General features: G+C 40.6%; 20 protein-coding genes. 4 read left to right on the forward strand and 16 right to left on the reverse strand.

Features of this window, described 5'->3' with window-relative positions:
* The first annotated feature begins 113 nt into the window (after nt 1-113).
* The gene (locus WKV44_07505) at nt 114-1,616 is read left to right on the forward strand and encodes an InlB B-repeat-containing protein (protein ID MEM5948388.1); all 1,503 of its coding nucleotides are present in this window, start codon (nt 114-116) and stop codon (nt 1,614-1,616) included.
* Nucleotides 1,617-1,867: 251 nt separating this feature from the next.
* A complete protein-coding gene (locus WKV44_07510; protein MEM5948389.1) occupies nt 1,868-4,372 on the forward strand; it encodes a DNA translocase FtsK in 2,505 nt (834 codons plus the stop codon).
* Between the two features lie 231 nt (nt 4,373-4,603).
* On the opposite strand, the gene amt is transcribed toward WKV44_07510, so the two are convergent.
* The 13 genes from amt to WKV44_07575 all read right to left on the reverse strand — a co-directional run bounded on the left by amt (nt 4,604) and on the right by WKV44_07575 (nt 20,049).
* A complete protein-coding gene (gene amt / locus WKV44_07515) occupies nt 4,604-7,366 on the reverse strand; it encodes an ammonium transporter (GenBank protein MEM5948390.1) in 2,763 nt (920 codons plus the stop codon).
* 25 nt (nt 7,367-7,391) lie between these two features.
* A complete protein-coding gene (locus WKV44_07520) occupies nt 7,392-7,844 on the reverse strand; it encodes a chemotaxis protein CheX (protein MEM5948391.1) in 453 nt (150 codons plus the stop codon).
* A 1-nt stretch (nt 7,845) separates the two neighbouring features.
* On the reverse strand, nt 7,846-8,220 hold the full coding sequence (locus WKV44_07525; protein MEM5948392.1) for a response regulator: 375 nt from the start codon (nt 8,218-8,220) through the stop codon (nt 7,846-7,848).
* 407 nt (nt 8,221-8,627) lie between these two features.
* Nucleotides 8,628-9,416: an adenosylcobinamide-GDP ribazoletransferase gene (gene cobS / locus WKV44_07530; GenBank protein MEM5948393.1), complete on the reverse strand. Its 789-nt coding sequence runs from the start codon at nt 9,414-9,416 to the stop codon at nt 8,628-8,630.
* Nucleotides 9,413-10,486 carry a nicotinate-nucleotide--dimethylbenzimidazole phosphoribosyltransferase gene (cobT, locus tag WKV44_07535; protein ID MEM5948394.1) on the reverse strand — a complete coding sequence of 358 codons (1,074 nt, stop codon included), beginning with the start codon at nt 10,484-10,486 and terminating at the stop codon, nt 9,413-9,415. Before cobT ends, cobS begins: the two co-directional genes overlap by 4 nt.
* A gap of 104 nt (nt 10,487-10,590) precedes the next feature.
* On the reverse strand, nt 10,591-11,154 hold the full coding sequence (cobU, locus tag WKV44_07540) for a bifunctional adenosylcobinamide kinase/adenosylcobinamide-phosphate guanylyltransferase (GenBank protein ID MEM5948395.1): 564 nt from the start codon (nt 11,152-11,154) through the stop codon (nt 10,591-10,593).
* Nucleotides 11,155-11,212: 58 nt separating this feature from the next.
* Nucleotides 11,213-11,401: a DUF6485 family protein gene (locus WKV44_07545; GenBank protein ID MEM5948396.1), complete on the reverse strand. Its 189-nt coding sequence runs from the start codon at nt 11,399-11,401 to the stop codon at nt 11,213-11,215.
* 78 nt (nt 11,402-11,479) lie between these two features.
* Nucleotides 11,480-12,454, reverse strand: coding sequence for an aldo/keto reductase (locus WKV44_07550; protein MEM5948397.1), 975 nt, complete (start codon nt 12,452-12,454; stop codon nt 11,480-11,482).
* A 38-nt stretch (nt 12,455-12,492) separates the two neighbouring features.
* Complete coding sequence (locus WKV44_07555) at nt 12,493-15,342, reverse strand: hypothetical protein (GenBank protein ID MEM5948398.1); 2,850 nt, start codon at nt 15,340-15,342, stop codon at nt 12,493-12,495.
* Nucleotides 15,343-15,392: 50 nt separating this feature from the next.
* Nucleotides 15,393-16,037 (reverse strand): hypothetical protein, encoded by a 645-nt coding sequence (locus tag WKV44_07560; GenBank protein ID MEM5948399.1) that lies wholly within the window; start codon nt 16,035-16,037, stop codon nt 15,393-15,395.
* Nucleotides 16,038-16,106: 69 nt separating this feature from the next.
* The gene (gene hflC / locus WKV44_07565) at nt 16,107-17,135 is read right to left on the reverse strand and encodes a protease modulator HflC (protein ID MEM5948400.1); all 1,029 of its coding nucleotides are present in this window, start codon (nt 17,133-17,135) and stop codon (nt 16,107-16,109) included.
* Entirely contained in the window at nt 17,132-18,106 is a 975-nt protein-coding gene (gene hflK / locus WKV44_07570; GenBank protein ID MEM5948401.1) for an FtsH protease activity modulator HflK, read from the reverse strand. Before hflK ends, hflC begins: the two co-directional genes overlap by 4 nt.
* A gap of 71 nt (nt 18,107-18,177) precedes the next feature.
* A complete protein-coding gene (locus WKV44_07575; protein ID MEM5948402.1) occupies nt 18,178-20,049 on the reverse strand; it encodes a phage tail tape measure protein in 1,872 nt (623 codons plus the stop codon).
* 313 nt (nt 20,050-20,362) lie between these two features.
* On the opposite strand from WKV44_07575, the gene fabV reads away from it, so the two are divergent.
* A complete protein-coding gene (gene fabV, locus WKV44_07580) occupies nt 20,363-21,535 on the forward strand; it encodes an enoyl-ACP reductase FabV (protein MEM5948403.1) in 1,173 nt (390 codons plus the stop codon).
* Between the two features lie 321 nt (nt 21,536-21,856).
* Here fabV and WKV44_07585 read toward each other — a convergent pair whose 3' ends face one another.
* From WKV44_07585 to WKV44_07595, 3 genes are read right to left on the reverse strand one after another with little or no spacing between them, the layout of a single operon-like run.
* Complete coding sequence (locus WKV44_07585; GenBank protein ID MEM5948404.1) at nt 21,857-23,044, reverse strand: permease; 1,188 nt, start codon at nt 23,042-23,044, stop codon at nt 21,857-21,859.
* A complete protein-coding gene (locus tag WKV44_07590; protein ID MEM5948405.1) occupies nt 23,037-23,417 on the reverse strand; it encodes a putative zinc-binding protein in 381 nt (126 codons plus the stop codon). The genes WKV44_07585 and WKV44_07590 overlap by 8 nt, the downstream gene beginning before the upstream one ends.
* Entirely contained in the window at nt 23,417-23,656 is a 240-nt protein-coding gene (locus WKV44_07595) for a thioredoxin family protein (GenBank protein ID MEM5948406.1), read from the reverse strand. Before WKV44_07595 ends, WKV44_07590 begins: the two co-directional genes overlap by 1 nt.
* A 109-nt stretch (nt 23,657-23,765) precedes the next feature.
* On the opposite strand from WKV44_07595, the gene WKV44_07600 reads away from it, so the two are divergent.
* Complete coding sequence (locus WKV44_07600; GenBank protein MEM5948407.1) at nt 23,766-24,077, forward strand: metalloregulator ArsR/SmtB family transcription factor; 312 nt, start codon at nt 23,766-23,768, stop codon at nt 24,075-24,077.
* Nucleotides 24,078-24,122: the final 45 nt, after the last annotated feature.

Genomic DNA, 24,122 nt, shown 5'->3' on the forward strand with positions numbered 1-24,122 from the left:
TGCTGCCTGCGGCATAAATAAAAAATCAAAAATCATATTTATAGAATTTGACAACTGTGCATAGGTTATTTATACTGAAATTATTACTAAAAGTATATATAAGGGATTTGATCATGAAAAATAAATCATTTTATTTTCTTCTATTTATTATTATAACAATAATTACCACTGCTTGTCCTGTTATGGAAAACACATCCTCTGCAAGCCATGTATTGATAAATACAGGTGTAGAATTAGATGATATGCCGGACAGACAGACAAGCCTTACGGATATAACTTCCTTTTATCTTACTGTAAGTGCAAAAGACATGGAGACCATATCTAGGACATTTGCATCGCAGGAAATAGCTCTGGATGTGCCCTCTGGTTTATCCAGAGTTTTTACACTAGAAGCACGGGACAATAATGGCAGTATACTTTTTTCTGGACAATCAACAGTAGACCTTTATCCCGGAGATACTGTTACAGTAAAGATTACAATGAGGGAAACTCTGTACACCATAACCTTTGACAAGCAGGGAGGTACGGGTGGAACAACCACCGTTACGGCAGAGTATAACCAGCCGATGCCAGCTGCAACAGCTCCAACCAAGATAGGATATACCTTTGCAGGATACTTTGATTCACCGTCAGGTGGAGTACAGTATTATATGCAGGATATGAGCAGTGCAAGAGACTGGGATAAAAGACAGAATACAACCCTCTATGCACAGTGGCTGAATATATCATATACCTTTACTACTGCCGATGCAACGGGCAGACAGGGGCCCAGTCAGTCACAGCTTGATGCAGCATATACAGGGACAAACCTTGAGGGTTCTGTTACTGCAAGCTCCACAGGTATACAGAAATGGACAGTGCCTAATACAGGAACTTATAGGATTATTGCTTACGGAGCTTCTGGAGCCAATGCTGGCAGTAGTTCTTACGGTAGAGGAGCACATATAGAAGGAGAGTTTTCCCTCAGTGCTGGAGATGTCCTATGGATACTGGTAGGACAGCAGGGATTGGGAGCATATGTGCCTTATGCTAATCTAGGGGGAGGTGGTGGCAGCTTTGTCTCCAGAGGAGCAGATCTTGCGACTAGCACACTCCTTATTGCAGCCGGAGGAGGCGGAGCTGTAGGAGCAAGTGCAACAAGTGATTCCAACGGTCAGGCATCAGAAAACGGAGCTCCCGGATATCATGACGATTACTTTGATCCAGGTAATACATCCAACAACCAGGGAGGCACTGGTGGTAATGCGGGCGGAGCAGGAAATGAGACTGGTATGGACAGTGCAGCAGGAATAAACAAATCCGACCTTGGCAGTACTGCTGCGCAGAGCTTCTTTTCAGGTGGTCTTGGCTCTCAGGTTGCTGCGGGGACAAATAATGGAGACGGTGGCTTTGGAGGTGGAGGTGCCAGGATAGAAAATTCTGCGTCCGGGACAACCTATGCTACAGCTGGAGGTGGAGGCGGCTACTCAGGAGGTGGTGCCAGCGATGGTACCAACGGGATGCCGTTTTACGGTGGAGGTGGCGGTTCATACAATACTGGTGCCAATCCGCAGAATATAACTGGAGGAGCTCCTGTAGGTGACGGTAAGGTTGAGATAATCTACCTGGGACCATAGATGATATATACTTGGTTTTTGTTTTGCATATATTATTAGCGGGGACATAGCCCCGCTGTTTTTATTTTTGCTACTTTATTTTAAAGGATATCATTTATTTGCCGTAGGCAGGCCTTGCCTTGGTCTTTTTTCTTGCTTGGCAGGCTGAGGTAAGGCCGTTCGGTATTTTGAGTGTCTTATGTCTGTTTTAAATCGGACTGTTATTGATAAACCGCCGGTAAAATCTGCCGATTATGAGTAGAGGAGGGGTTGTGAGCGCAAAGATTTTAAGGGTTGCTTTAGCATCTTTTCTAGTTGCATCTGGTTTGCTTCTTTTGTTGTCGTTTTTTCTCTCTATTGGTACTTTTTCTCCAGCGGAAGGTGCGGGGTTTTTTCTTTTTGCCAGTTTTGGTTATGCTGGTCTCTGGGTACCCGTATATATAATCTGGGCCGGTATTCTTTTGCTCCTGTCCGATTTTCCTCTCTGGCAGTTTCTCTGGATTAATATTGTGAGTGTGCCTGTTTTTTTCCTTGCGCTCGCTTTACGGGCTTTTACTGACCCTCTTGCTGATAAGAGTCCTCTTATCAACGCTATGATTATTTCTTTTACCCGGTTGGGGACTTTTTCCATAAGTCTTCTTCTTAGTATTGTGTCGTTTTTGCTTTCTTTAAGATTGTTGCCTTTGCTGCGCAGTCGCTTTCCCTCTATAGAGGCTTTATTTCCTCCTTCTTCTGCATCAGGAGATCCTTCTGTTTTTTCTGCTACGGAAAAAAATGAGAGGGATGAGACTGTGGATTCTAGTGATACTGCTAGTCTTGATACGGATGACAGCAGAATTATGTCGCCTGATTCTGTTATTGCCCGTATTGCGACAAGGACTAAGGACAAAGTAAGGCTGGTAGAGTGGGAGCATGTGGATAATGAGCTTGAGTATGATGATACGGATACCAGTGATACGGAAGAACAGAGTGATAGCTATGATGATATATCGGATAATATAGTAGAGTCTGAACAAGCCTCTTTTCTTCCTGCTGTGCAGGAGAGTATGGATGATGGTTGCTTGAGCAGTACGGATAAGTATTCTTCCCGCGAAATTCCTGCCGAAGACTCTACGGAAATTGGCAGGCTTGAGTCTGAACATGGTGATTATGATATCCCGGAAGACTTTGCGGATAGGATAGAAGTCAGTCAGCATGGCAATGTTTCTTCCCATGCTTTACGCTCTGCTGAGACTTATGAGAAGGCGCGGGAGGAGATAGAGGATAAACCTTCTTATGACAGTGAGAATAAAACAGCAACGTACTCCAGCCGTGCAGCAGGAGGTGCAACACTGTCCGCATATATAGAAAACTATCGCCTTCCGGTGGATGGTATACTAAAGAACTATCCCGAGATGTCTGGAGACAGGAAGGAAGAGATAAGACAGGCTGGAGAGCTTTTACTTTCTACTCTTGCCGAGTTTGGGATAGATGCCGAGCTTATAGGAATACGCCGCGGACCTGTAATAACCATGTTTGAGATTTTGCCTGCACCTGGGGTAAAGCTATCTAAGATTGTAAATCTTTCAGATAACATAGCCCTGAGGCTTGCAGCTCAGAGCGTGAGAATTGTTGCACCCATACCTGGTAAACGGGCGGTTGGGGTGGAGATTCCCAATAGAGAGCGCGAGCTTGTTAGCATGAGAAGTCTTATGGAAGATGGTGCTTTGGATGGAGCAGGAAGCATACCTGTTGTACTTGGCCGTGACATAACAGGAGAACCTCAGGTTGTAGACCTTGCACAGACTCCTCATCTTTTGATAGCAGGAGCTACAGGCTCTGGTAAGTCCGTATGCGTAAACTCCATGATTTGTTCCATATTGTATACCAGAGCGCCACAGGAAGTCAGACTTATGCTTATAGACCCCAAGATTGTCGAGCTCAAGCTTTATAACGATATACCTCATCTGCTTACCCCTGTTGTAACTGACCCCAAGAAGGCCTTTCAGGCTCTGCAGTATTGTGTTTATGAGATGGAAAGGCGTTATGCACTGCTAGATGCAGTGGGAGCACGTGATATCAAGACTTATAACAGCAAGATAAAAAAAGAACGCCTTGCCATGGAGAGTCTGCCTTACATAGTCATCGTGATAGATGAATTTGCAGACCTTATGGCCACAAGTGGCAAGGAGCTTGAGTCCATTCTTGCGCGGCTTGCCGCCATGTCTAGAGCTGTTGGACTACACCTTGTTCTTGCAACACAACGTCCCTCCATAGATGTTATAACTGGTCTTATCAAAGCTAACATTCCTTCCAGAATCGCATTTATGGTAGCCAGCAAGTTTGATTCTAGAATCATAATGGACGCTGTAGGTGCAGAGAAGCTCCTTGGAAAGGGCGATATGCTCTTTACCTCTCCGTGGCAACCATTTCCGCTGAGAATACAGGGAGCTTTTGTTTCTGAGGAGGAGGTTGAGAATCTTGTGGATTATCTTAGAGACCTATCTCCACCTGACTATATAGATGATATAATCTTTACAGAAGAAGAAGAGAATGACTTGCCTGTTGACGAGTTGGAAGACCCGCTTATGGAAAAGGCTATAGAGATTGTCCTATCAACCGGCAAGGCATCAGCCTCCTATCTCCAGAGACGGCTTAAGGTGGGGTATAATAGAGCCGCAAGGATGATAGAAAACATGGAATATCTGGGAATTGTAGGACCTGCTAATGGAAGCAAACCCAGAGAAATCCTGGACATACCGGAAGAATACCAAAAATATGTTTCTGAGCGCGTCTAATTTTTTTGTGATACTTGATACCGAACGTAGAGCCCGCTGCTGCGGGCTCTGCTGCCTCCCGGCGGAAGAAAAGCAGGGAAGACATCCGTCTTTTATTTCTGATACCTGACACAGCTAGGAGTGAGAGTGTCTCTTTTTGCCTGCTTTATTATATGGACGTGCTCGCGACATTTGGTAGAATAAGAACCCGGACAGGTTACCCTATCCGGGAAATGTAAGGAGTAGGCAGGTCTAGGCACTTGCAATTAGTTTTGCCTGGCCTGCCGTTTTCTTATTATTTTCAAAAGGAATATAAAATATAAATTCTGTTCCTTTTCCTTCCATGCTGTATACTTTTATTCTGCCTCCCAGCTGCCTTATTATATTGCCTACAAGAGGGAGACCTACGCCCCGTCCAGCATGGATATCTACTTTATCCTTTGAAGATATTCCTTCTGTGAACAAAAGTCTTATAAGATCTTTTCTATTCTTTGTTGTTACATAACCGTTTGTTTTGGCTTTTTCTGCTATTTTCTCATAATTTATCCCTCTGCCATCGTCTTTTATGGATATAGATATTTCTTTATCTGTTTTTGATGTGGCTACTGTTATTGTTGGATGAGGGGGCTTCCCCTGGGCTATCCTTTCTTCTGGTTCTTCTATGGCGTGAGATATTGCATTTCTTATGCACTGTATTATGATATCTTTTATTTTCTTATAATGTTCTACTGGAATTTCTTCTTTTTTGTATCCGCCCATATCCAGATTTATTTTCACTCCCTGTTCTGTTTCTATTCGTGTTAACAGTTTTTCTATGGAGAAATAGATTGGATCTGCTTCCGAATTGTTGTATGACTCTTTAAAGCTCAAAAGTTTGTTCTTTAATGTTTCTATTGTCTTGAGTGTTCTCTTTATTTCTCCTGTAAGCACTACTATATTTATAAGATCATCTATCCTTACTTTTCCCTCCGCCCTAATTTCCTGTATGTTTTCTTCTATTTTGTGTGCTGCGTCTCCAATATTATCAAGACCAACTGCATATGCGTCGCCCTTTATACTATGAATATATCTAAACATGTGGTTTAGCCCTTCCTTGGGAGTATCAGAAAATTTCTGTGCTATCTCAGTTACTGTCTCAATGTCCTCCGCAACGCTTGCTGCGAATTGTTCTAGTATATGTGGATCAATATGTATAAGTTTATAGAATATTTCCATTTCGGAACGAGTTTTTTCTTCTTGTTCTTTTAGCTCTCTTTCCAAAAGCGCTTCTTCTGTCACATCTTCTACTATAATCATAACTGCATCGATTTTTTCATCCTTGTAGACTCTTTTTGCGGAGCCTGTGAGTATTTTATGTTCTATATTTTTTTCTGTACTTATATTTATGTCCAGCTCTTTAAAAGGGTTAAATTCCTTTAGTACTAATTCTTCCACGTGTTCTGTAAAAAAAAGGTCTATATAATCCTTTATACTATCCAATGTTTTTTTGCTTACCATAGGTTTTATTATATTTATAAAGTCGTTATTGTTTACGTCTTCTTCTGTTATATTAAAGATTTTTAAAAAGTTTGCAGAATAATGAGAGTCTATTTTGTAGTCTTTTGATATCATAAATAGTCCACTCTTAATATTCTCCAGTATCATCATGTATTTGTTCCTATCTATTGTTGTGTTTTCAAGGTGAGATATTACTTTATTGTATGCTTTTGCTATCTGTCCTATTTCCGTAAATGGTTCTTCCGGTACTCTGAGTGATAGATCTCCTGTTGCTGCCTGTTTATCCAGTGTTTTAAAGAAATCGTATAGTTCTGTTGAAGCGCCATGTTCCCCTACGTTGAGTCCCATATCTTCTATTTCTTCAGATACTCTTATGGCGCTTATTTTGTTATATGTTTTTAGAAAAATATAAGGTATAAAAAATCCCCATGCCGCTGCTACAGTTATCCCAAGAAGCTGTATTCCTATCTGTGCTATTCTGCTAAGGCCTGTGCCAAGAATATCTGTTTTGCCAAATATTCCTACGGCTAGGGTGCCCCATATACCTGAAGCAAGATGTACAGGGATTGCTCCTACTACATCATCTATTTTGAGCTTTTCCAATACTTCTTGAGTTGCTAGCATTATTAGTCCGCCTATGGCTCCTATTAGTAGTGATTCGGCTTCTGTTACTGCATGAGCGTTTGCAGTTATTGCTACGAGTCCTGCAAGAGAACCATTTATCACCAAGCTTATATCGGCCTTTTTATATATTATCCATCCTAAAAACAGAGCGGCTAGCATTCCCGTTGCTCCGGCAAGAGATGTTCTTAGAACTATGCCGGGAACTTGTGTATTCATTTCCAAAGTACTTCCTCCGTTAAAGCCAAACCATCCTAGCCATAAGAGCAGTGTTCCAAGCACACTTATTGGGATATTGCTTCCTTGCATCTTTATGCTGTTGTCAAAGCGCCCTTTTCTTGGTCCTATTATCAATACAGCTGCCAAGGCAACCCATCCTCCCATACTGTGCACAACTGTGGAGCCTGCAAAATCTACAAATCCTAGTGAGCCTAACCAGCCCGGGCTATTGGGAAGTAATGCTCCTCCCCATGCCCAATGGCCAAAGATAGGATATATGATAGCGCTTATAAAAGCGCTTATAACAAGGTATGCTGTAAAACGCATTCTTTCTGCTACTGCTCCAGATACGATTGTTGCACAAGTTGCAGCAAACATCAGCTGAAATAGAAAAAAAGTAGTATCCCATGCAATTCCCCAGTCTGTTTTTCCTGGAGAAAATAGAAAGTGATTGATTCCTATTATACCTTTAAACGAATTGCCAAACATAAGTCCAAAGCCCAATAGCCAGAATGCCACCGATGATATCCCTACATCGGTTAGATTTTTTATGGCAACATTGATACTGTTCTTTGATCTTGTAAAGCCTGTTTCCAGCATCGCAAAGCCTGCCTGCATAAGAAATACCAATCCAGCCGATAAAATGACCCAAATGTAATCGTAAAGCGTTTTTTCCATATGTTTCTCCTTATCTGATATTTTGTTAGTCTAGTCCTATTCCTAAGAAGCTTTGGAAATTTTCCCAGATTATGGGGATGACATATACTGGGGTTTGTACATTTAAAAGTACTTCATCGGGTTTTCCTCTAAAAACAAATGGAACAGATATCCAAAAGTTTTCTCCAAAAACTTCTCGTGCATTACCGGCTATGGTATTTGCTATTTCTCCTGCTATGTCCATAAGAATTTCTTCTCCTATTTCTTCTTCTCCTGGGAGTAATATTTGGGCTATTGTCCATAGCATTCCTCCAGAAGTTGTAAAGTACATTGCACCTTTTTTTAGTCCAGATATGCCAATAACACCCGTGTAGTCTAGGAAGAAAGTGTTTTCTCTATTTTTTATGAAGGGAATACCAAGATCAGCTGTTTTTTGGGTAACCGAATCAAAATAGGATGTTGTTATGTTTACAAATGTTTTTAAGTCTTCTGCCATCATGTTATTCTCCTTTCTCTATGATTCCCAGTGTTTCCAAATGGTTTAGTAATTCGTGTTCTGTAAATGGTTTCTTTATAAAAGTGCTTGCTCCCATTTTTATTGCTTTGATGGCTGTGGACTGATCTGATAGGGCGCTTATTATTATGATTTCTGTTTTGGGGTTGTTTTTCTTTATCTCCTCCAGGCATTTTAATCCGTCTGTTCCTGGCATCGTTATATCCAATGTGACAAGGTTTGGCTGTTGTTTTCTGAATAGAGATAGAGCTTCGTCTCCGTTTTTTGCTTGTGCCAGTACTTGTATCCCGGCCCGGGTTAAGGTTCTTTCTATTATGCTTCTTATTGTAGCAGAGTCATCTGCAATTATTGCTCTGTACATTTTTTCCTCCTCATTTTGTGATTAGCAAAATGAGTGCCAAGTTGTTAATTTATTCTAGTATAAGAAAATGGTTGTTGTGCTTTGTTAATAAATATACATTTTTGTAGTTATTTTATATTTATTATTCATAAATGTGTAAAAATAATAATTGACATACTGTTATGAGTGATTATCGTGTGACTGGTTGTTTTCCTTAGGATTGTTTGTTTTTGTTTCTTAGATAAACTTGTGTATGTGCTAAATATCAGCATTTCAAATAGAGGATATTTCTGTTTTGTCTATGCTTTGTTTTTTTGCTGCTGCGCTCGTTGGTTGTTATTGTTTTACTTATGTATGCCGCAGGCAGGAGGGAGCGCTTTCTTGCCTGCGTTGCATTATGCATGCGCTCCCGACGTTCGGTATTGATTTTATTTTGTAAGATTGTCAATTGCACTTAGCGTAAGTAGACTGATGGCAAAGCAAATTTGGTGGGTTGCTCCGAGGACGTCTCCATTGATTCCGCCCAGTTTTTTTGTGAGGTTCTTTTTTATTATTAGGCTTGTTGTAAGTGTAAGGATGCTAAGGATTGTTGCAGATATGGCTGCCACAAAGAGGGAGAAAGAGAAACAGAGTGCTGCTGTGCTTGTTATAAATGCTGCAATATGGTCCAGAATTATCATAGGACTTTTGTATGGCAGGAAGATACTGGAGAGGCTGTGTGTTGCCGGCTTGCTTTTGTACATGCAGGTTTTTATTGCGCTTATGGCTTGTATGGGCGCGATTATTGCAGCTGCTGTCAGCAGGCTGGATGTTTCTGAGAGTGTGGCAAGAGCTGCAAAGCATGTCAGTGCCCAGATGCTGAGTGAAAGGCTGCCCATTGCACCTGTTGCAGGGTCTTTTAATACTGTCAGGCGTTTTTCTCTGGTTTTCTGAGGGGTTTCTTGAGGTTTTATGCCCAGGGCATCTATGGTGTCTGCAAGGCCATCGGAGTGGAGTCCTCCGGAGAGAAGCTCTGCCATAAGTATGACTGTTATTGCTGCAGGAAGTCTTCCCATGGTGTACAGGCTGATTATGGAGGATAGTGCTAGTATTATGGCTTTGAAATGTGCAACAAGCATAAAGCTGTCTGCACTTTTTGCAAGCTCGTTGTTGCTTTCTATATTGGGCCTTACCGGAATGGTTGTAAGAAAACTTAGAGCTATGAGGAAACTTTTCATTCTTCTTTTTCTGAGACACCGGCCTGCTGGAAGCTTGCCATGTTATAATAGGCCTCAAGTGCAGAATCCATAAGCTGCATTGCAATGGTTGTTCCTGTTCCCTCACCCAGTCTGAGTCCCAAGTCAAAGAGAGGGCTTAGACCCAATTTCTTTAGCTGATATATGTGCCCGGGTTCCTGAGAAACGTGCGAAGCAAATAAAAAATCGGATAAAGCGGGACATAAAGCTTGTGCTATCAATGCTCCTGATGTAGCGATAAAACCATCTGTTATTACGGGGATTCTAAGAGCCGCACAGCCTAGCAAAAAGCCTGCTATTTGTCCTATTTCTGCTCCTCCTACCTTGGAAAGGACATCAAGTGGATCGTTTACATCAGGTGCATTGATTTCTATTGCCTTCTTTACGATATTTACTTTTTTCTCGAGTCTGTTCTCGTCTATTCCTGTTCCCTTTCCTGTAACAACGGTAGGTGAGAGCTTGCACAGTATAGCTGTGACTGCACTTGCAGCTGTTGTGTTTGCTATACCCATCTCTCCTACACCGGCAAGATTTATACCCTTTTTTTCATATTCTTCTGCAAGCTCTATCCCTGATACTATGCATTTTATAGCCTCTTCTCTGCTCATGGCAGGACTTTCTGTCATGTTGTGGCTTCCATATACGACCTTTTGGTCTATGAGACCTTTACATCCGGAAAAATCATGAGCAACACCTGCATCCACAACAACAACCTCTGCACCTGCTCTTTTACTCAGTGCGTTTATAGCAGCACCTCCTGCCAGAAAATTATAAACCATCTGAGCAGTGACTTCTTGAGGATAGGCACTCACTCCTTCCTTGGCAACTCCATGGTCTGCGGCAAAAACAAAGACATATTTTTTATTTATTACAGGTGTTACACTGTCTTGTATCAGGGCAAGCCTTATTACCAGCTCTTCTAGAACACCAAGGCTTCCCTGGGGTTTTGTAAGCATGTCCAGTCTTTTCTGTACGGCATCCCTTACTATAGGAGAAAGGCTGTTGTTTTCTATTTTTTCTATCGTCATATTAATCTTTCTTTCTTTTGTCATATTTACTCCTTGTTTATAAATGACTTAATATTCATTGTTATGGCTGTCAAAGTCGTTGTTTTATACATAGGCTTGATATCACATTTGCTAATTTATTTTGTTTCTTAATCCGCAAAAACAGGAAGTCCGTCTTTTTTTGCATATATTGGAAGTCCCGCTGCCATGAGTACCACATTATCGGCTACTTCTGCTACCCTTTGGTTAAGCATACCTGCCATATCTCTAAAGAACCTTCCCAGATTGCTTACGGGAACAATGCCGCAGCCTACCTCATTGCTTACCATAAAAATAGAGGCATATCCTCCTCTTGCCTTTACTTTCGCCAGAGTTCTTGTGAGTTCATTTATCTTAGAAATAACATACTCTTTATCCGGCTTAAGCATAGACATACATAAATTGCTCAACCATAAAGTAAGACAATCCGCTACAACCACATCTGCATATCCTGCGGCATTGGATATGGCATCAGCAAGCTTCAGAGGCTCTTCTATAGTTTCCCAGCTGTCGCCACGTTCTGCCCTGTGGGCTATAATTCTTTCTGTCATTTCTTCATCCAGCGCCTCTGCTGTAGCTATAAAAACCCGTCTTCCTGTATGACTATTAGCCTTCTCAATGCAAAACCGGCTTTTGCCACTTCTGGCCCCTCCGGTAACAAGAAAAATCTCCATACTGATTTTTAGCAGTAAAACGCAACAGAGGCAACAAAAAAACCCCGAAAATCCGGGGCTATCTGATTTTAAGATAATGCTCTATAGACCTGTCGTAAGTTCTCTCCGCATCAGCCGGAAAATAACAAGCTGGAAGTTCGCCATTTTTTCTGTGATAAGCTATACACTCGCAGCATATGCCTTTCTTTGAGCATGGATAAGTACAGTTACAGGCAGCCTTATTGGCAGAAACATTACATTCTCTCATATTACCTCCATTAAAAGAAAATATACCGAACGCCGCCTGCGCTTTGCGCAAGCGGCTGTTTAATTTATACGTAATAAACTATCTGTCGAGAAGCTTGTCTATCTCTGAGAGAGCTTCCTTAGAAAGAGGACCGTACTCCATGGACTTAGCAAGCTCTATAGCCTGCTCACGTGTCCTAAATCCTGGAATAGGAATATTAACAGGGCTCTTTGCCCACAACCACGCAATAGCACCCTGGACAAGCGAGCGACCTTTATCCGTAAGAATCTCTTTTATACTGTCCAGCTTTTTCACAAGCTCTGCATTGGGCTTGCCATCTTTATAGAAAGTCATCCACTCTATCCTATGCCCCCTTATATCATCCTCAGGCATCCTGGTATCCGGTCTGTATTTTCCGGACAGAAGCCCCATAGCAAGAGGACTCCTGTTGAGACCTGCAAGATTATTCTTTTTGCAGTATTCCATCATAAGCTCGTCATAGAAAAATAGATTGCACTGATACTGCATAACAGAAGCCATAGGACGAGCGGCAACCAGCATAGCTCCCTCCAGAAGATCTGTACTCCATCCATAAGTCCTTATCTTACCCTCGCGTACCAACTCATCCAAAGTATCCATACAAGGTGTCACATAAGCAAGATTCATGCTCCACGTATGGATCTGATAGATATCTATATAATCTGTGCCGAGCCTTCTCAGAGAAGCTTCCAGGGCACGCCTTATATAATCTGGAGAAACACTTTCTCCTGCCAATGTCCTCGTGGATTCATTAAAAATATTGCCAAACTTAGTAGCAATTACAACCTTGTCGCGTTTTCCTTTTATAGCTTTTCCCAAAACTTCTTCTGCATGTCCAGCGCCATAGCAATCCGCAGTATCAAAGAAGTTTATACCATTATCTATTGCAGCATTGATGGCATCTATGGATACATTATCGTCAGCTCCGTGATAACCATCCGGCTTTCCGTCTCTCCATGCTAAGCCTCCTATTGGCCAGCACCCCAGCCCTAGAGCACTTACCTCAATATCCGATCTCCCAAGAGTTCTTTTCATCTTTCCTCCCTGTAGTAAGAATGAGTGTATTTAAAAGCTCAGTCTAGACTTTCCAGCAGTTTTTTTAAATCCTGTTCTGCTGTAAAAGTCTGAGGCTTATTGGGATCTATTATACATGCGGCATGAGCATACTGATACTCATTATAATAGAAAGAAAGACCCTTTGCATCAGTAAGAATAAGAGGTTGTTTCCTTATCTCATATTCTGTTATTATTTTTTTGAGAATATCATTGTTGGATATTATACCCCAACTTGAGATTCCTGGAAGAAGAACAGGATAACCTGTTTCTTTGCTTATTTTCTCAAGTAAAATCCTGTAATTGAGATACATAATAAGAAGCTGTATATTGGTCAGCTTATGACAAAGAGATGGCAGCGGATTTATTGCAAAAGCAAACCAAAAGGGACGCCTTGCCAAAGCTTGATTAGGCTCGGTATTAAAATATAAGAGACCCATACCTGTTATGGTCTTCTCCTGTCCATTTACAAGCCTTATTGTAAATGCAGCAGGATCTTTGATAAATTCCGGTTTATCGGATGCACATATCCCGCCCATATCACCGTAGTATGCATCGATACTGCTTTTGGATACATATAGCAGAAATTGTCTTATATCCGATTCCTGATTATATGTCTTTGATATTAGTTCTTGCCATTTTGCGTGTTCTGCAAGCAAAGCATGGTAAGAGCTGAGTTTTTTTATGGCAGCATCTATTGCCTCCATGCCCAGCAGCTTCCTGCGTGTTATCAGAAAAGGTTCAAAAGCTGAATGCAGTTCTGTAGGAAGACTCTCAAGGATAGCTCTTATTTCTGAATCGCTGTTTATAAGAGAGAACATAAGTTCCATACTTTTTAACAACATTTTAAATTGCATAAGGCTTATATCATCGGGAACCAGGTCTTCTGCAAAAAATGCCTGCTGCTTTGCAAACAGAGGATTTTTCATATAACGCTTTACCGTCCAGATAAGTACAAGTCTCTTGAGAAGATTATTCTTTTTTGCAAAAGAGGAAGAAAGAATAAGAGCTATCATAAACTTGAGAGAGGAAGGGGCTTCTTTGTACAGAGCAAGCAACCTTCTAAAATCTTTCTGTCTTTGTTGTATTACATCTTGGCTTCTCTTGAGGTTTTCTAGTTTGCTTTCTTTGTTGTCCCCCATCTCTTTCTTTATCTTCTGAAGAGGTCCTCTCATGGATAGAAGCTCTTTACTTAGCTCTGTAAAAACATACTCTTCCGTATCAATGTGATGAGGCTGTCTAAAGGCTTGAGCTGTATCAAGTATAGCACTGAGATTGATTCTTTCTTTTATTTCAGAAGAATCCCATAATTGGGGATTGTCCCTGCTTGTAGATAGTGTAAAGCTATGCCGTATATAGGGGATCTTTATATTATGCTCTATAGGATATTCTGCAAAAAGTTCTGAAAAAGAATGTGACTTTGGAGCTGTATAAAAAAGAGAACCTATTCCAGGTATTATTGTCCGTAAAAGAGGTGCATGTATCAGCTGCGTAGCTTTATCGTAGAGCTTTATTTTTTCTTCTGACCAGAGTCTGTCTCTACCCTCCAGTATATCATCTCTTATCTTGTCTATGACAGGTGATATTGCTGGTGTCTTTTCTATATATGCTTTTATAATATCCCGTGCACCTCTGAGTCGAGAAGGTTCTGTGTTAAGATTTTTTGCATATGATGAAAAATTTTCTTTGTAGTTTGTCACGTTATCATCTGAGAAAATATCTTCAATGTTGGGATAATCCGGGTGAAGACCCCTGTTATCTTTTGTTTTTTTTATAAAAATGAGTTGTTCTTTTTGGGTTTTATTGAGAAGATTTTTTATATGCCACTTATATATTGCAAGACTACCCTTGTCCGGGAGAAGATCAGAAAGATAAAGAATATTGTTTATGATTCTGTGGTCTTTCTGTCTTTTTATCACATATGTTATAAAAGAAGCTGCTTCAAGCCCCAAAGGTTTTGGTAGCAGCTTCTTTATTATCCTCATATGAAATTCCGCTTCTTCCAATACCAGCATAGGAGTGTATCCATTTGCAAGCTTATAGTCCAACAGGTTGTTGCTGCTTGCATTATACAGGCTTATGCTGTCTATTTTGTCTGGTGGAAGATTGGATAAACACCCCTCCAACTCAGGCAAAACGGATAGAAGCTGTATAACATGCTCTAGATTGTATTTCCCTCTCAAGTTATATAGCAAACCGAGAACACTGTTTCTTATAAACCTTATAAAAGAACCCGATACAATCTTTATATTTTTCCATATTGCAATGTATTCTACTATGGCATCTCTTTTTTCTAATTCTTTATGTCCAAGTAGGGATAACGGTTGGCCTGCATACTTGGCAAGAACAATGTCACGATTGAGTCTTATATGCTTGTCACCCAGAAATTGTTTTTCAAAAGGGGAAGTCTTTCTAAGTTCTATAAGCATATCAGCAATGACTTTGAGTGCCCTATAGTGTGTCTTCCTCCATTCTCTCCATGAAAAATCATCCTGCATGCGTGGAATAACTACATATAACATAAAAGAATGAGGTGATATATCGTTTTTTGCAAGATCTGTCAGGATATCTATCAGAGGAGAAAGAGCAGATGATTGCCCAAGATATTTTTGCAGATTTTTATCGAGTTTTTTTATGAGAGGATACGGATTGAGCCATGCCTCCGAGCCATGCTGCACATATGCAGTAAAGAGTTTTTCAAGCCCTAGTTTTTCGCCTTCTGCTTTGAGATTGTCTAGCTGCACTGCAGATAAAAATGGCACGCTGTGTGATTGCTTGCATGCTGATGAGTTTACAAGCTGCCACAAGGATTTTCTACCCGTATTAATAATGGGACTTATTATTGTATCTTGGTTTCTACTATGTCTCATCCGCAGCTCTAAGTACAATATAACATATTTTTGTTGTTATAAAAAGAAAGTTAATAGGCCTTTTCCTCTATTATGGGTATCTCTATCATAAGGCGAACTCCCACATATATGTTATGTCCTTCCATAAGCACATAAGAAGGATATACAAAAGCTGCATTGAGTTCGTAGCCGATAGGAAGTTCCAAGTACAACACATCCATACCAAACTTGGGAGCAATTTCTGCAAAAATGCTAAATCCTGGCATAAAAGACCAGTTGGAACTTATAGGTAGGATTGTGTTTAAATCATAGGAGAATGAAGAAAAATATATTAGCCCTGCGCCTGCTTTAAATAAAAAGCCTGCAGAAAAATATTTTTCTTTATACAAAGGCAGATTGTAGCCTACCGCCAACCTTATGGGATACATACTATACAGGTCTATTTTTTTTTCTGTCCACGTGCTTATCTGATTGTATATCACTGCATTGATATAAAACCCCCACCTGTTGTTGACTATGATTCCCACATCTATATCTGCGGATGCAAAAAAAACACTGGTTGGGAAAGGTGAGAATATATCGTATGGCAAATCATGCTGTTTACCTGCACCGGTATTTCCAAGTCTATAATCTCCACCTATTGCAAAGGATATATCCGCAAATATGGAAACTGTAACAAAGATAGACAATATACCGGCAAGAAGTCTTTTTATCATACAAGGTTAAGTATAACCTATTTTTAGTCTTTATACCATAAAAAAAGCCGCCTTAAGGCGGCCATGTATCTATCTCGTGTTGGGGTTAAAAAGATAATCAAAGTAATCGGGATTGGTGGACATAACTTTCTGTATATCCGGTAGGGTTATCTCATATGACTGCAAAGCTCTCCAGAACTTAAAGAAAGAAGGATCCTTGCTAAAAGCTTCTGCATATATTTTTGTAGCTTCTGCATCGGCTTGACCTTTTATCTCATCTGCTGTTTTCTGGGCTTCCGATATTATCTTTTGTTTGTCTTTTTGCAGTTTACCAAGCCATTCTTCTTTTTTACCTTCACCATAAGATCGGTATGCCTGGGCAATCTGGTTTCTTTCCTTTATCATTCTCTGGTATACACTCTGAGTAAGGTCTTCTGAGTATCTTATCTGCCTCATGACAACGTCTATAACTTCCACTCCAAAAGATTCTGTTATTCCTTTTACAAGCTTTAGCATTTCTTCCGATAGCTCTTTACGTCCCTTTTCTATCTCTGCCTGCTGGGAAGATACGCTTGTATATTGTTTTACGCTGTCTGATACCGATTCTATCTCATTAGTAATTGATGCTTTGTATTCTGCATCTATAGCAGCTTTTTTATCGTTTGCTCTTTGTTTCTCGTTTATTATATTGGAGTTTCTTACCGCTTCTCGTAGAGGATTTGAGGATATCACAGTTCTTACTGCGCTATCTATGATATCGTCAAGTCTAGAATATGCAGTATTCATTGTCTGAATCCTGGAGTAAAATTTTGCAGGATCTGTTATCTTCCATCTTGCTGTGGTATCCACCCAGATAAATTGCTGCTCTGATGTGGGTATTCTTTGAGGTTCTCCGTCCCATGATAATATCTTCTTAGAATATATCTTTACATTATCTATAAAAGGAGTTTTAAATTTTAGCCCTGCTTCTTTTTCTGTCTTAACTATTTGACCAAATCGCAATATAACCGCTTGCTCTCCTTCTTGCACGATATAAAAAGGACCGGCTACTAGTACGATAAAAACCAATATTCCTATGATTATTGCTGTTACTGCAATGATTCTCTGTACTGTGCTCATCTGGTACCCCCTATATTCTTTCCAACTTCCTTAAGGGGCAGAAAATTTTCAAGGTTGCTATCTATTATGTCCAAAGTATCTCTGTTGGCAAGGATTTTTTCCAGAGTTTCATAATAGAGTCTTGCCCGTGTTATATCCGGTGCTTTTCTATACTCTGTGAGTACGGACAAGAACCTGTTGGCTTCTCCTTTTGCTCTATTTATCCTTTCTGCCTTATATCCTTCTGCTTCTTGTATTATTCTCTGAGCTTCTCCTTCTGCCTTGGGAATTTCTTTGTTATATGCTTCTTTACCCTCGTTGATAAGACGGTTCATGTCCTGTTCTGCCTTGTTGACATCTTCAAAAGCATCTTTTACTTCTCCAGAAGGAGGTCCTACATTTTGCAGCTTGACTGTTGTTATACGTATTCCAAGATTGTATTGAGTAAAAATATCGTTCATAAGCTCCTGTGCCTGTATTTCTATCTCAGGTCTGTCAGTGCTTATGACATCCAATATAGCCCTGTCTCCTACAAGCTGGTTGATAACTGATTGTGATATGTCCCGTATTGTCTTGGTCCTATCCTCCACGTTAAATAACCATGCTCTTGGATCGTTGATTCTATACTGGATTATCCACTCCACATCGACGATGTTTAGGTCCCCTGTGAGCATTATGGATTCTGACGAATAGTCCCTATCAGAGTACACAGTTACAATACCTGCTTTTTCGGTTCTGAAACCAAATGTCATATTCTGTATTTCCTGAGTGGGCACATTGTAATTTTTTTCTATGCCAAGAGGCAGTTTCCAGTGGAATCCTGCTCCTACTGTTCTGTTGTATCTACCCAACCTGGTTATTACAGATTCTTCCTTTGCATCAACCGTAAAGAAGCTGGTGAAAATAGCTATAATTACAAGCAAAATAAGAATCACATATACAATTATTTTGATAGGGAACTCTCTTCCAGATATGTTTACATATTCTCCCATAATTTCTCCTTTTTTTAATTATATACTTGTATAGTAAGTCTAAAAAAATATAATGTCAAATGCTTGATAATTTACTCCTTTAGTTTAAAAGTAGATACAGTTCCCCTCAGACCTTCCATTCTGCTTTTGCTTTCCTGTGCCAGGCTGCTTATCTGGTTGACTGCCTGTAATATTTCCTTTGAGCCTTTGTCTATCTCTGAGAAACTGTTTTTCACATCTCTAGATATTCCTGCAGAACTCTCTGATGCTTGGTATATCTTTTCCGCTCTTGTTCTAATCTTTCTAGCAGCTTGATCTATTCTTATGCTTATATCCGTTAGTCTATGCGTGCTTTCTAGGACATCTGTGCTTGCCTTTGTGAGTTCGTCCATATTTCCTGTTATTTCTCTTAGAGCAACTTCAAAATCTCTTATATCCCTGGTAATATTTTCAAAGGAAGAAGAACTGGCATCGCTTGCCTCTAGTGCTTCTTGTATACGTCGCGTCATATTGGTAAGTGACTGTCCTATCCTGCTTGCATGTTCTCCCGTGGATTCTGCTAGTTTTCTTATCTCTTCCGCAACAACTGCAAAACCGCGGCCGGCATCACCTGCATGAGCGCTTTCTATTGCGGCATTCATGGACAGTATGTTGGTCTGTTCTGCAACATTATCTATAATTTCTATTATTTCCTGTATTTGTGAGATTTCCTTATATATTGCAGTAACTATCTCATTCGTGGCGGCAATTTTTTCTCCGCTTTCTCTTATTGTTTCTAGTATATTCTGTATCCTATCCAGTCTGTCTTCCGATAAGGTTTTTACATGATGTACAGAAGCATTCATTTCTTCTATTGCTGCAGTGCTGTTCTCAAGCTCATTGTTTTCTGCTTCTATATCTTCTGCTATTTTTGCTATGTCAGAAGTTATTTCTGCAATTTCCGTTGTTGTCGTAGCTATGTTATCATCCAGTTTATTTACAATATTTTGTACCGAACTTATGTTTTGGCTTATCTCATTGAGAGCGGATGCTGACTGGGATGCTCCTCCTGCGAGATTGTCTTTTAGCTCACTTATCTTGTCAGCTGCGATATTTACTTCCGATAGAAAATCATGGAGTGTCGCCAGTACACTGTTTATGTGTTCTGACAATTCTCCTATCTCATCTTTTGTGTTGGTATCTTTGCATAAAACAGTCAGGTTTCTGTTTTTTACCTGCTCCATAACTCCTTCTATATGGTAAATTCTTGAAGCAAGACTCGTTGATATTCTGATTATTATCACGGCGGATATAATAGTGAGAATAAGAAGTGTTATTATTAGAATCCTCTGGGTAAGAACCGTGAGAAATTTTACTTGCTTTTCCACTGCGTCTACCAGTTTGTCCAACTGAAGTCCAACAAAATCCCGGGATATGCTGTTTAGAGTTTTTAGCTTTTCCATTGCTTCTCTTATCTTAAGCATAAGAAGAGGCGATACATTGTTTTGTTGATTGGCAAGTATGTATTGCTGCATTTGTTGCAATCCGTGTTTAAAATCGAGAGGAACATCGGGACTTTTTTCCAGTGTGAGGATAGCGGTCTGTATCTGGGTAACTTTGAGCTTGTTTTCTGTCCAGAAATTATTAGCTTTTTTTATTCTATCTTCCAGTTCTTTTCCCAGGAATTTTTTACCTGGATGAGAGTCAAGAAGGTGTAAAAGTGTTTCCAAAACATCTGCTTCTTCTTTCCATGCCTCTAAAGAAGGCTTTAGGAAATCCGCTGTTCCCAGCTCAGTTTCATATGTTATAAGATCTGTGCTTTTAACGATAAAACGTTCTCCCGACAACCTTGTCTTAAGAGCCAGTACGCGGACTTCTTCTATATCATTTACTATTGTGTTCCTTATAAGCAGTCCTGCGATTGCAAGAATAACGGTCCCTGCAAATATAATAACCGCAGAAAAAAGCTTCTGTCGTATTGTCATTTTTTCTCCTGTAGAAGTATTAATATATTGTAATAAAAAAAATATTTGTTTACAAATGTTTACGAAAACATAACTTATACCGAACGCACTCACGCTATCGCGTTGCGTGCTGCCTTTTGGCGTAGCTGTCAAAGCCGTTCTTGTTTTGTCCAGACTATTTTGCACAGGCAGACTTTTCTGCAGCATCTGCATGTTTTACACAATCAGGCTGCGGAAAAGCCGTTAGGTATAATTTTCGGTTATTGGCCGATTGCTGCTTGACTTGCACGCTTCATAATTCTAAACTTGTCAAAACATGTAAAAGGAGTTTTCTATGGTTGTAAAGCCAATGATTAGAAACAATATCTGTATGAATTCCCATCCTGCGGGCTGCAAAAAGTTTGTGGATTTGCAGATAGATTATGTAAAGTCTCAGGGGAAGCTTGATGGTCCTAAGAATGTGCTTGTTGTAGGTTCTTCTACGGGCTATGGACTTGCATCCAGGATTGTATCCGCTTTTGGCTGCGGTGCATCTACTATTGGTGTTTATTTTGAGAAAGAGGGTTCTGCCAAGCGTCCGGGTACTGCTGGCTGGTATAATGCGCGTCACTTTTTAAAGCGAGCAGAGGAGGCTGGGCTCAAAGCTCATGATTTTAACGGTGATGCCTTTTCTCATGATATGAAGCGGCAGGTTATAGAGCTAATCAAAAAGGAGTATGGAAAGATTGACCTTTTTGTATACAGTCTTGCATCGGGTGTAAGGCCTGATCCGGATACTGGTGAGCTTTATCGCTCTGCTCTTAAGCCCATAGGTTCGGCTTACACTTCCAAGTCCCTTGATCCGGCAAAGCGTGAGGTTACCACTGCCACCATGGAGCCTGCAACAGAGGAAGAAATTGCTGCTACTGTCAAGGTAATGGGTGGAGAAGACTGGCAGTTGTGGGTCGATGCTCTTGTGGAGGCTGGAGTTCTTGCAGAAGGTGCGATTACTGTTGCCTATTCTTACATAGGTCCCAAGATTACATATCCTGTTTATCGTGATGGCACTATAGGAAAAGCAAAGGAGCATCTTGAGTCTACTGCTTCCGTACTTACAGACAAGCTTTCTTCCCTTGGCGGAAAGGCTTATGTGTCTGTCAACAAGGCAGTTGTGACGCGTGCAAGTGCGGTAATCCCTGCTGTTCCTCTGTATATCTCCATTCTTTTTAAGGTTATGAAGCAAAAAGGTCTCCATGAGGACTGTATAGAGCAGATCTACAGGCTCTACAGAGACAGGCTTTACAAAGGCACGGAAGTAGAAGTGGATGAGCTTGGCAGAATAAGGATAGATGATTGGGAAATGCGCGAGGATGTCCAAAACGAAGTCCTGGATGCATGGAACAAGGTAGAGACAGCAAATCTTGAGGAACTTGCTGATCCTGATGGATACTGGCAGAGCTTTCTCAATATCAACGGGTTTGGCTTTGATGGTGTGGATTATGATGCAGATGTAGACCCTTTGGACTGATTGATATTGCAATAAGGTTATGTCCCCGGAGCACAAGGTTTCGGGGATTTTTTTATACCGAACGCCTGTCCCGCTTTGCGTTCCAGGCTGCCTCCGGGCGTAAGAATGGCGGGTTGGTGTCATGTTTATTTGCCTCATATCTGCCGCAGGCAGGAGGGAGCGCGTTTTTTCTGCTTGCTCTACAGCGCGCTCCCGACGTTCGGTATGCATAACAGATTTATCTTTATTTAAAAAGGTTATGGACTTTCTAATTTTGAGAACAAATTATAATAAGGAAGACTGTGTATTTCCTCCCGGAGTATCCACAGTCTTCCCAGAATGTTAGGAAGTAATCATTCCAAATCCCCAGCCTGCAAGAGTAGATAGAATAACGACAAGAAGTATATATACAAGTGTTTTCTTGATTCCTAGCTCGCCGCCTATTACAAGCATTGACGGAAGAGAGAGGGATGGTCCTGCAAGAAGGAGGGCAAGAGCCGGTCCCTTGGCCATGCCTGCGCCCATGAGTCCTTGCAAAATTGGTATTTCTGTTAGAGTTGCAAAATACATAAGCGCACCGGAAACAGAAGCCAGAATGTTGCTTGCAAGCGAGTTTGTGCCTACAAGAGAGGCAATCCATGATGAAGGGATGAGTGCATCATGTCCTGGCCTACCGAGAAGGAATCCTGCAATAAGCACGCCAGCAAAAAGATATGGTATAATTTGCAGGGAAAAATCGCGGGTCTCTATAACCCATTCTTTGAGCTCATAGCTTTTAAACCACTTAATAAGAGAATATATAAGAACAACTGCAAAAAAACCTGTTATATAGTACTTGCTGTGGTATATTGCATCCCATATGGGGCTTTGGCCAGAAGAGGATGCCCAGTTGATAAAGACGAGTATGCCGACCATAGAAAACATGTATATGGCCATCTGTCCAAGGCTTCTTCCTTCTCCCTCATCCATAGCAGAAAACATAGCAGAATCTTTGAGTCTCTGTTCGTCATCTTTTTTAAAGATAAGATGCATGATAAGGCCGATAACTATAGAAAAAACTACGGCTCCTATCATCCTTGCAAGCCCCAGTTCCCAGCCAAATACCTTGTAAGAAAGTACTATTGCCAGAATATTTATGGCGGGTCCGGAGTAGAGAAAGCTTACTGCAGGGCCCAATCCTGCTCCCTTTTTGTATATACCTTTAAACAGTGGAAGAACCGTGCAGGAACATACTGCAAGAATGGCTCCGGATACAGAGGCAACACCGTATGCAACAGGTTTTTTTGCGTCCGGTCCAAGATATTTTATTACTGCCTGTTGATTGAGAAAAACAGTGATAGCACCGGCTATAAACATGGCTGGCACAAGGCATAGTATTACGTGTTGCCTTGCGTACTCCGATAGCATCAGAAATGCTTCCTGGATAGACCGCGCAATAACAGGTGACTCAAAATTGACAAAATAAGCAACAATAAAGACCCCTGTCATTATGGCAAGGGCCCTGTTGGGAGACATCTTTTTATCAGCCATCAACCTTCTCCCTGATTTTATTTGCAATTTCTTTGCTAATCCTTTCTACTATATCATCTGTTATCTCTGTTTTTCCTTTCTCGACGCTAAAGTCTGTCATAACAAAATGAGTATAAGAAAGTCCCTTATCGTCAAAGATTTTTTTGCCGCAGGCAACAGGGCATCCATCTATTACGATGTTATCACATGCTTCCTGTGCGGAGATTACAAAGCCTGAGAAATTGGCACCCATGGCAGCAAGACAGGTGCCGTCAATGCCTTCTTCCTGCATAAGCTTTCTGTACACTCTGTCCGCAAGAAATCCTGTGTTGGCAGCACCGGAGCATGAGTATACCAATCTGAGTTTTTTTTCTGTACCACAACAACAGGACATTACAGTTCCTCCTTGATTTTTTCTATAATTTGTTCTTTGGGAAGAATCTTTCCTACGGATTTTACCTTACCATCTATTGCAAGCGCAGGTGTCATCATAACTCCCATACTCATAATTTGGTCTATATCCGTTATCTTCTCTATCTCAGCATTTATACCTGCCTCGGATATAGCTTCCCTTGCTAATCTCTCAAGTGTCTGGCACTTAGGGCAACCAGAACCAAGGATTTGTATTTTCATAATGCCTCCGTAAAATAAAATGTTTCATTGTTACATTAATTTGCAACTTTAATCCTGTTATGTCAAGTATCTTGTTGACAAAGTTTCGTTATTTTGTAACATTGATTGTATGAAAGAAAAAATAACACAAGCTCTATACAGAAAGGCGGATATTTTTAAAGCATTAGCACATCCTGTGCGTCTCTTTTTTATAGAAAGACTTGCAGCAGGTCCCAAATGTGTATGTGAGCTTGCAAATGAAGCAGGCATTTCCAAATCCATAGCATCAAGATATTTGTCTCAGTTAAAGTCCGTAGGACTTCTGGACAGAAAAAAAAGCGGGACAGAGGTGGAATACAGTCTGATAGCTCCCTGTGTGATAAATCTTATAGCCTGTCTAGATTCTTCTGTTGTTGATAATATAAAGAAGAATCTTAGATAGTGTCTTGACCGAAATAATATTTTTTTATGATTATACATTTCATAG

The sequence above is a fragment of the Spirochaetia bacterium 38H-sp genome (assembly GCA_039023545.1).
GTDB lineage: Bacteria > Spirochaetota > Spirochaetia > Winmispirales > Winmispiraceae > Rarispira > Rarispira pelagica.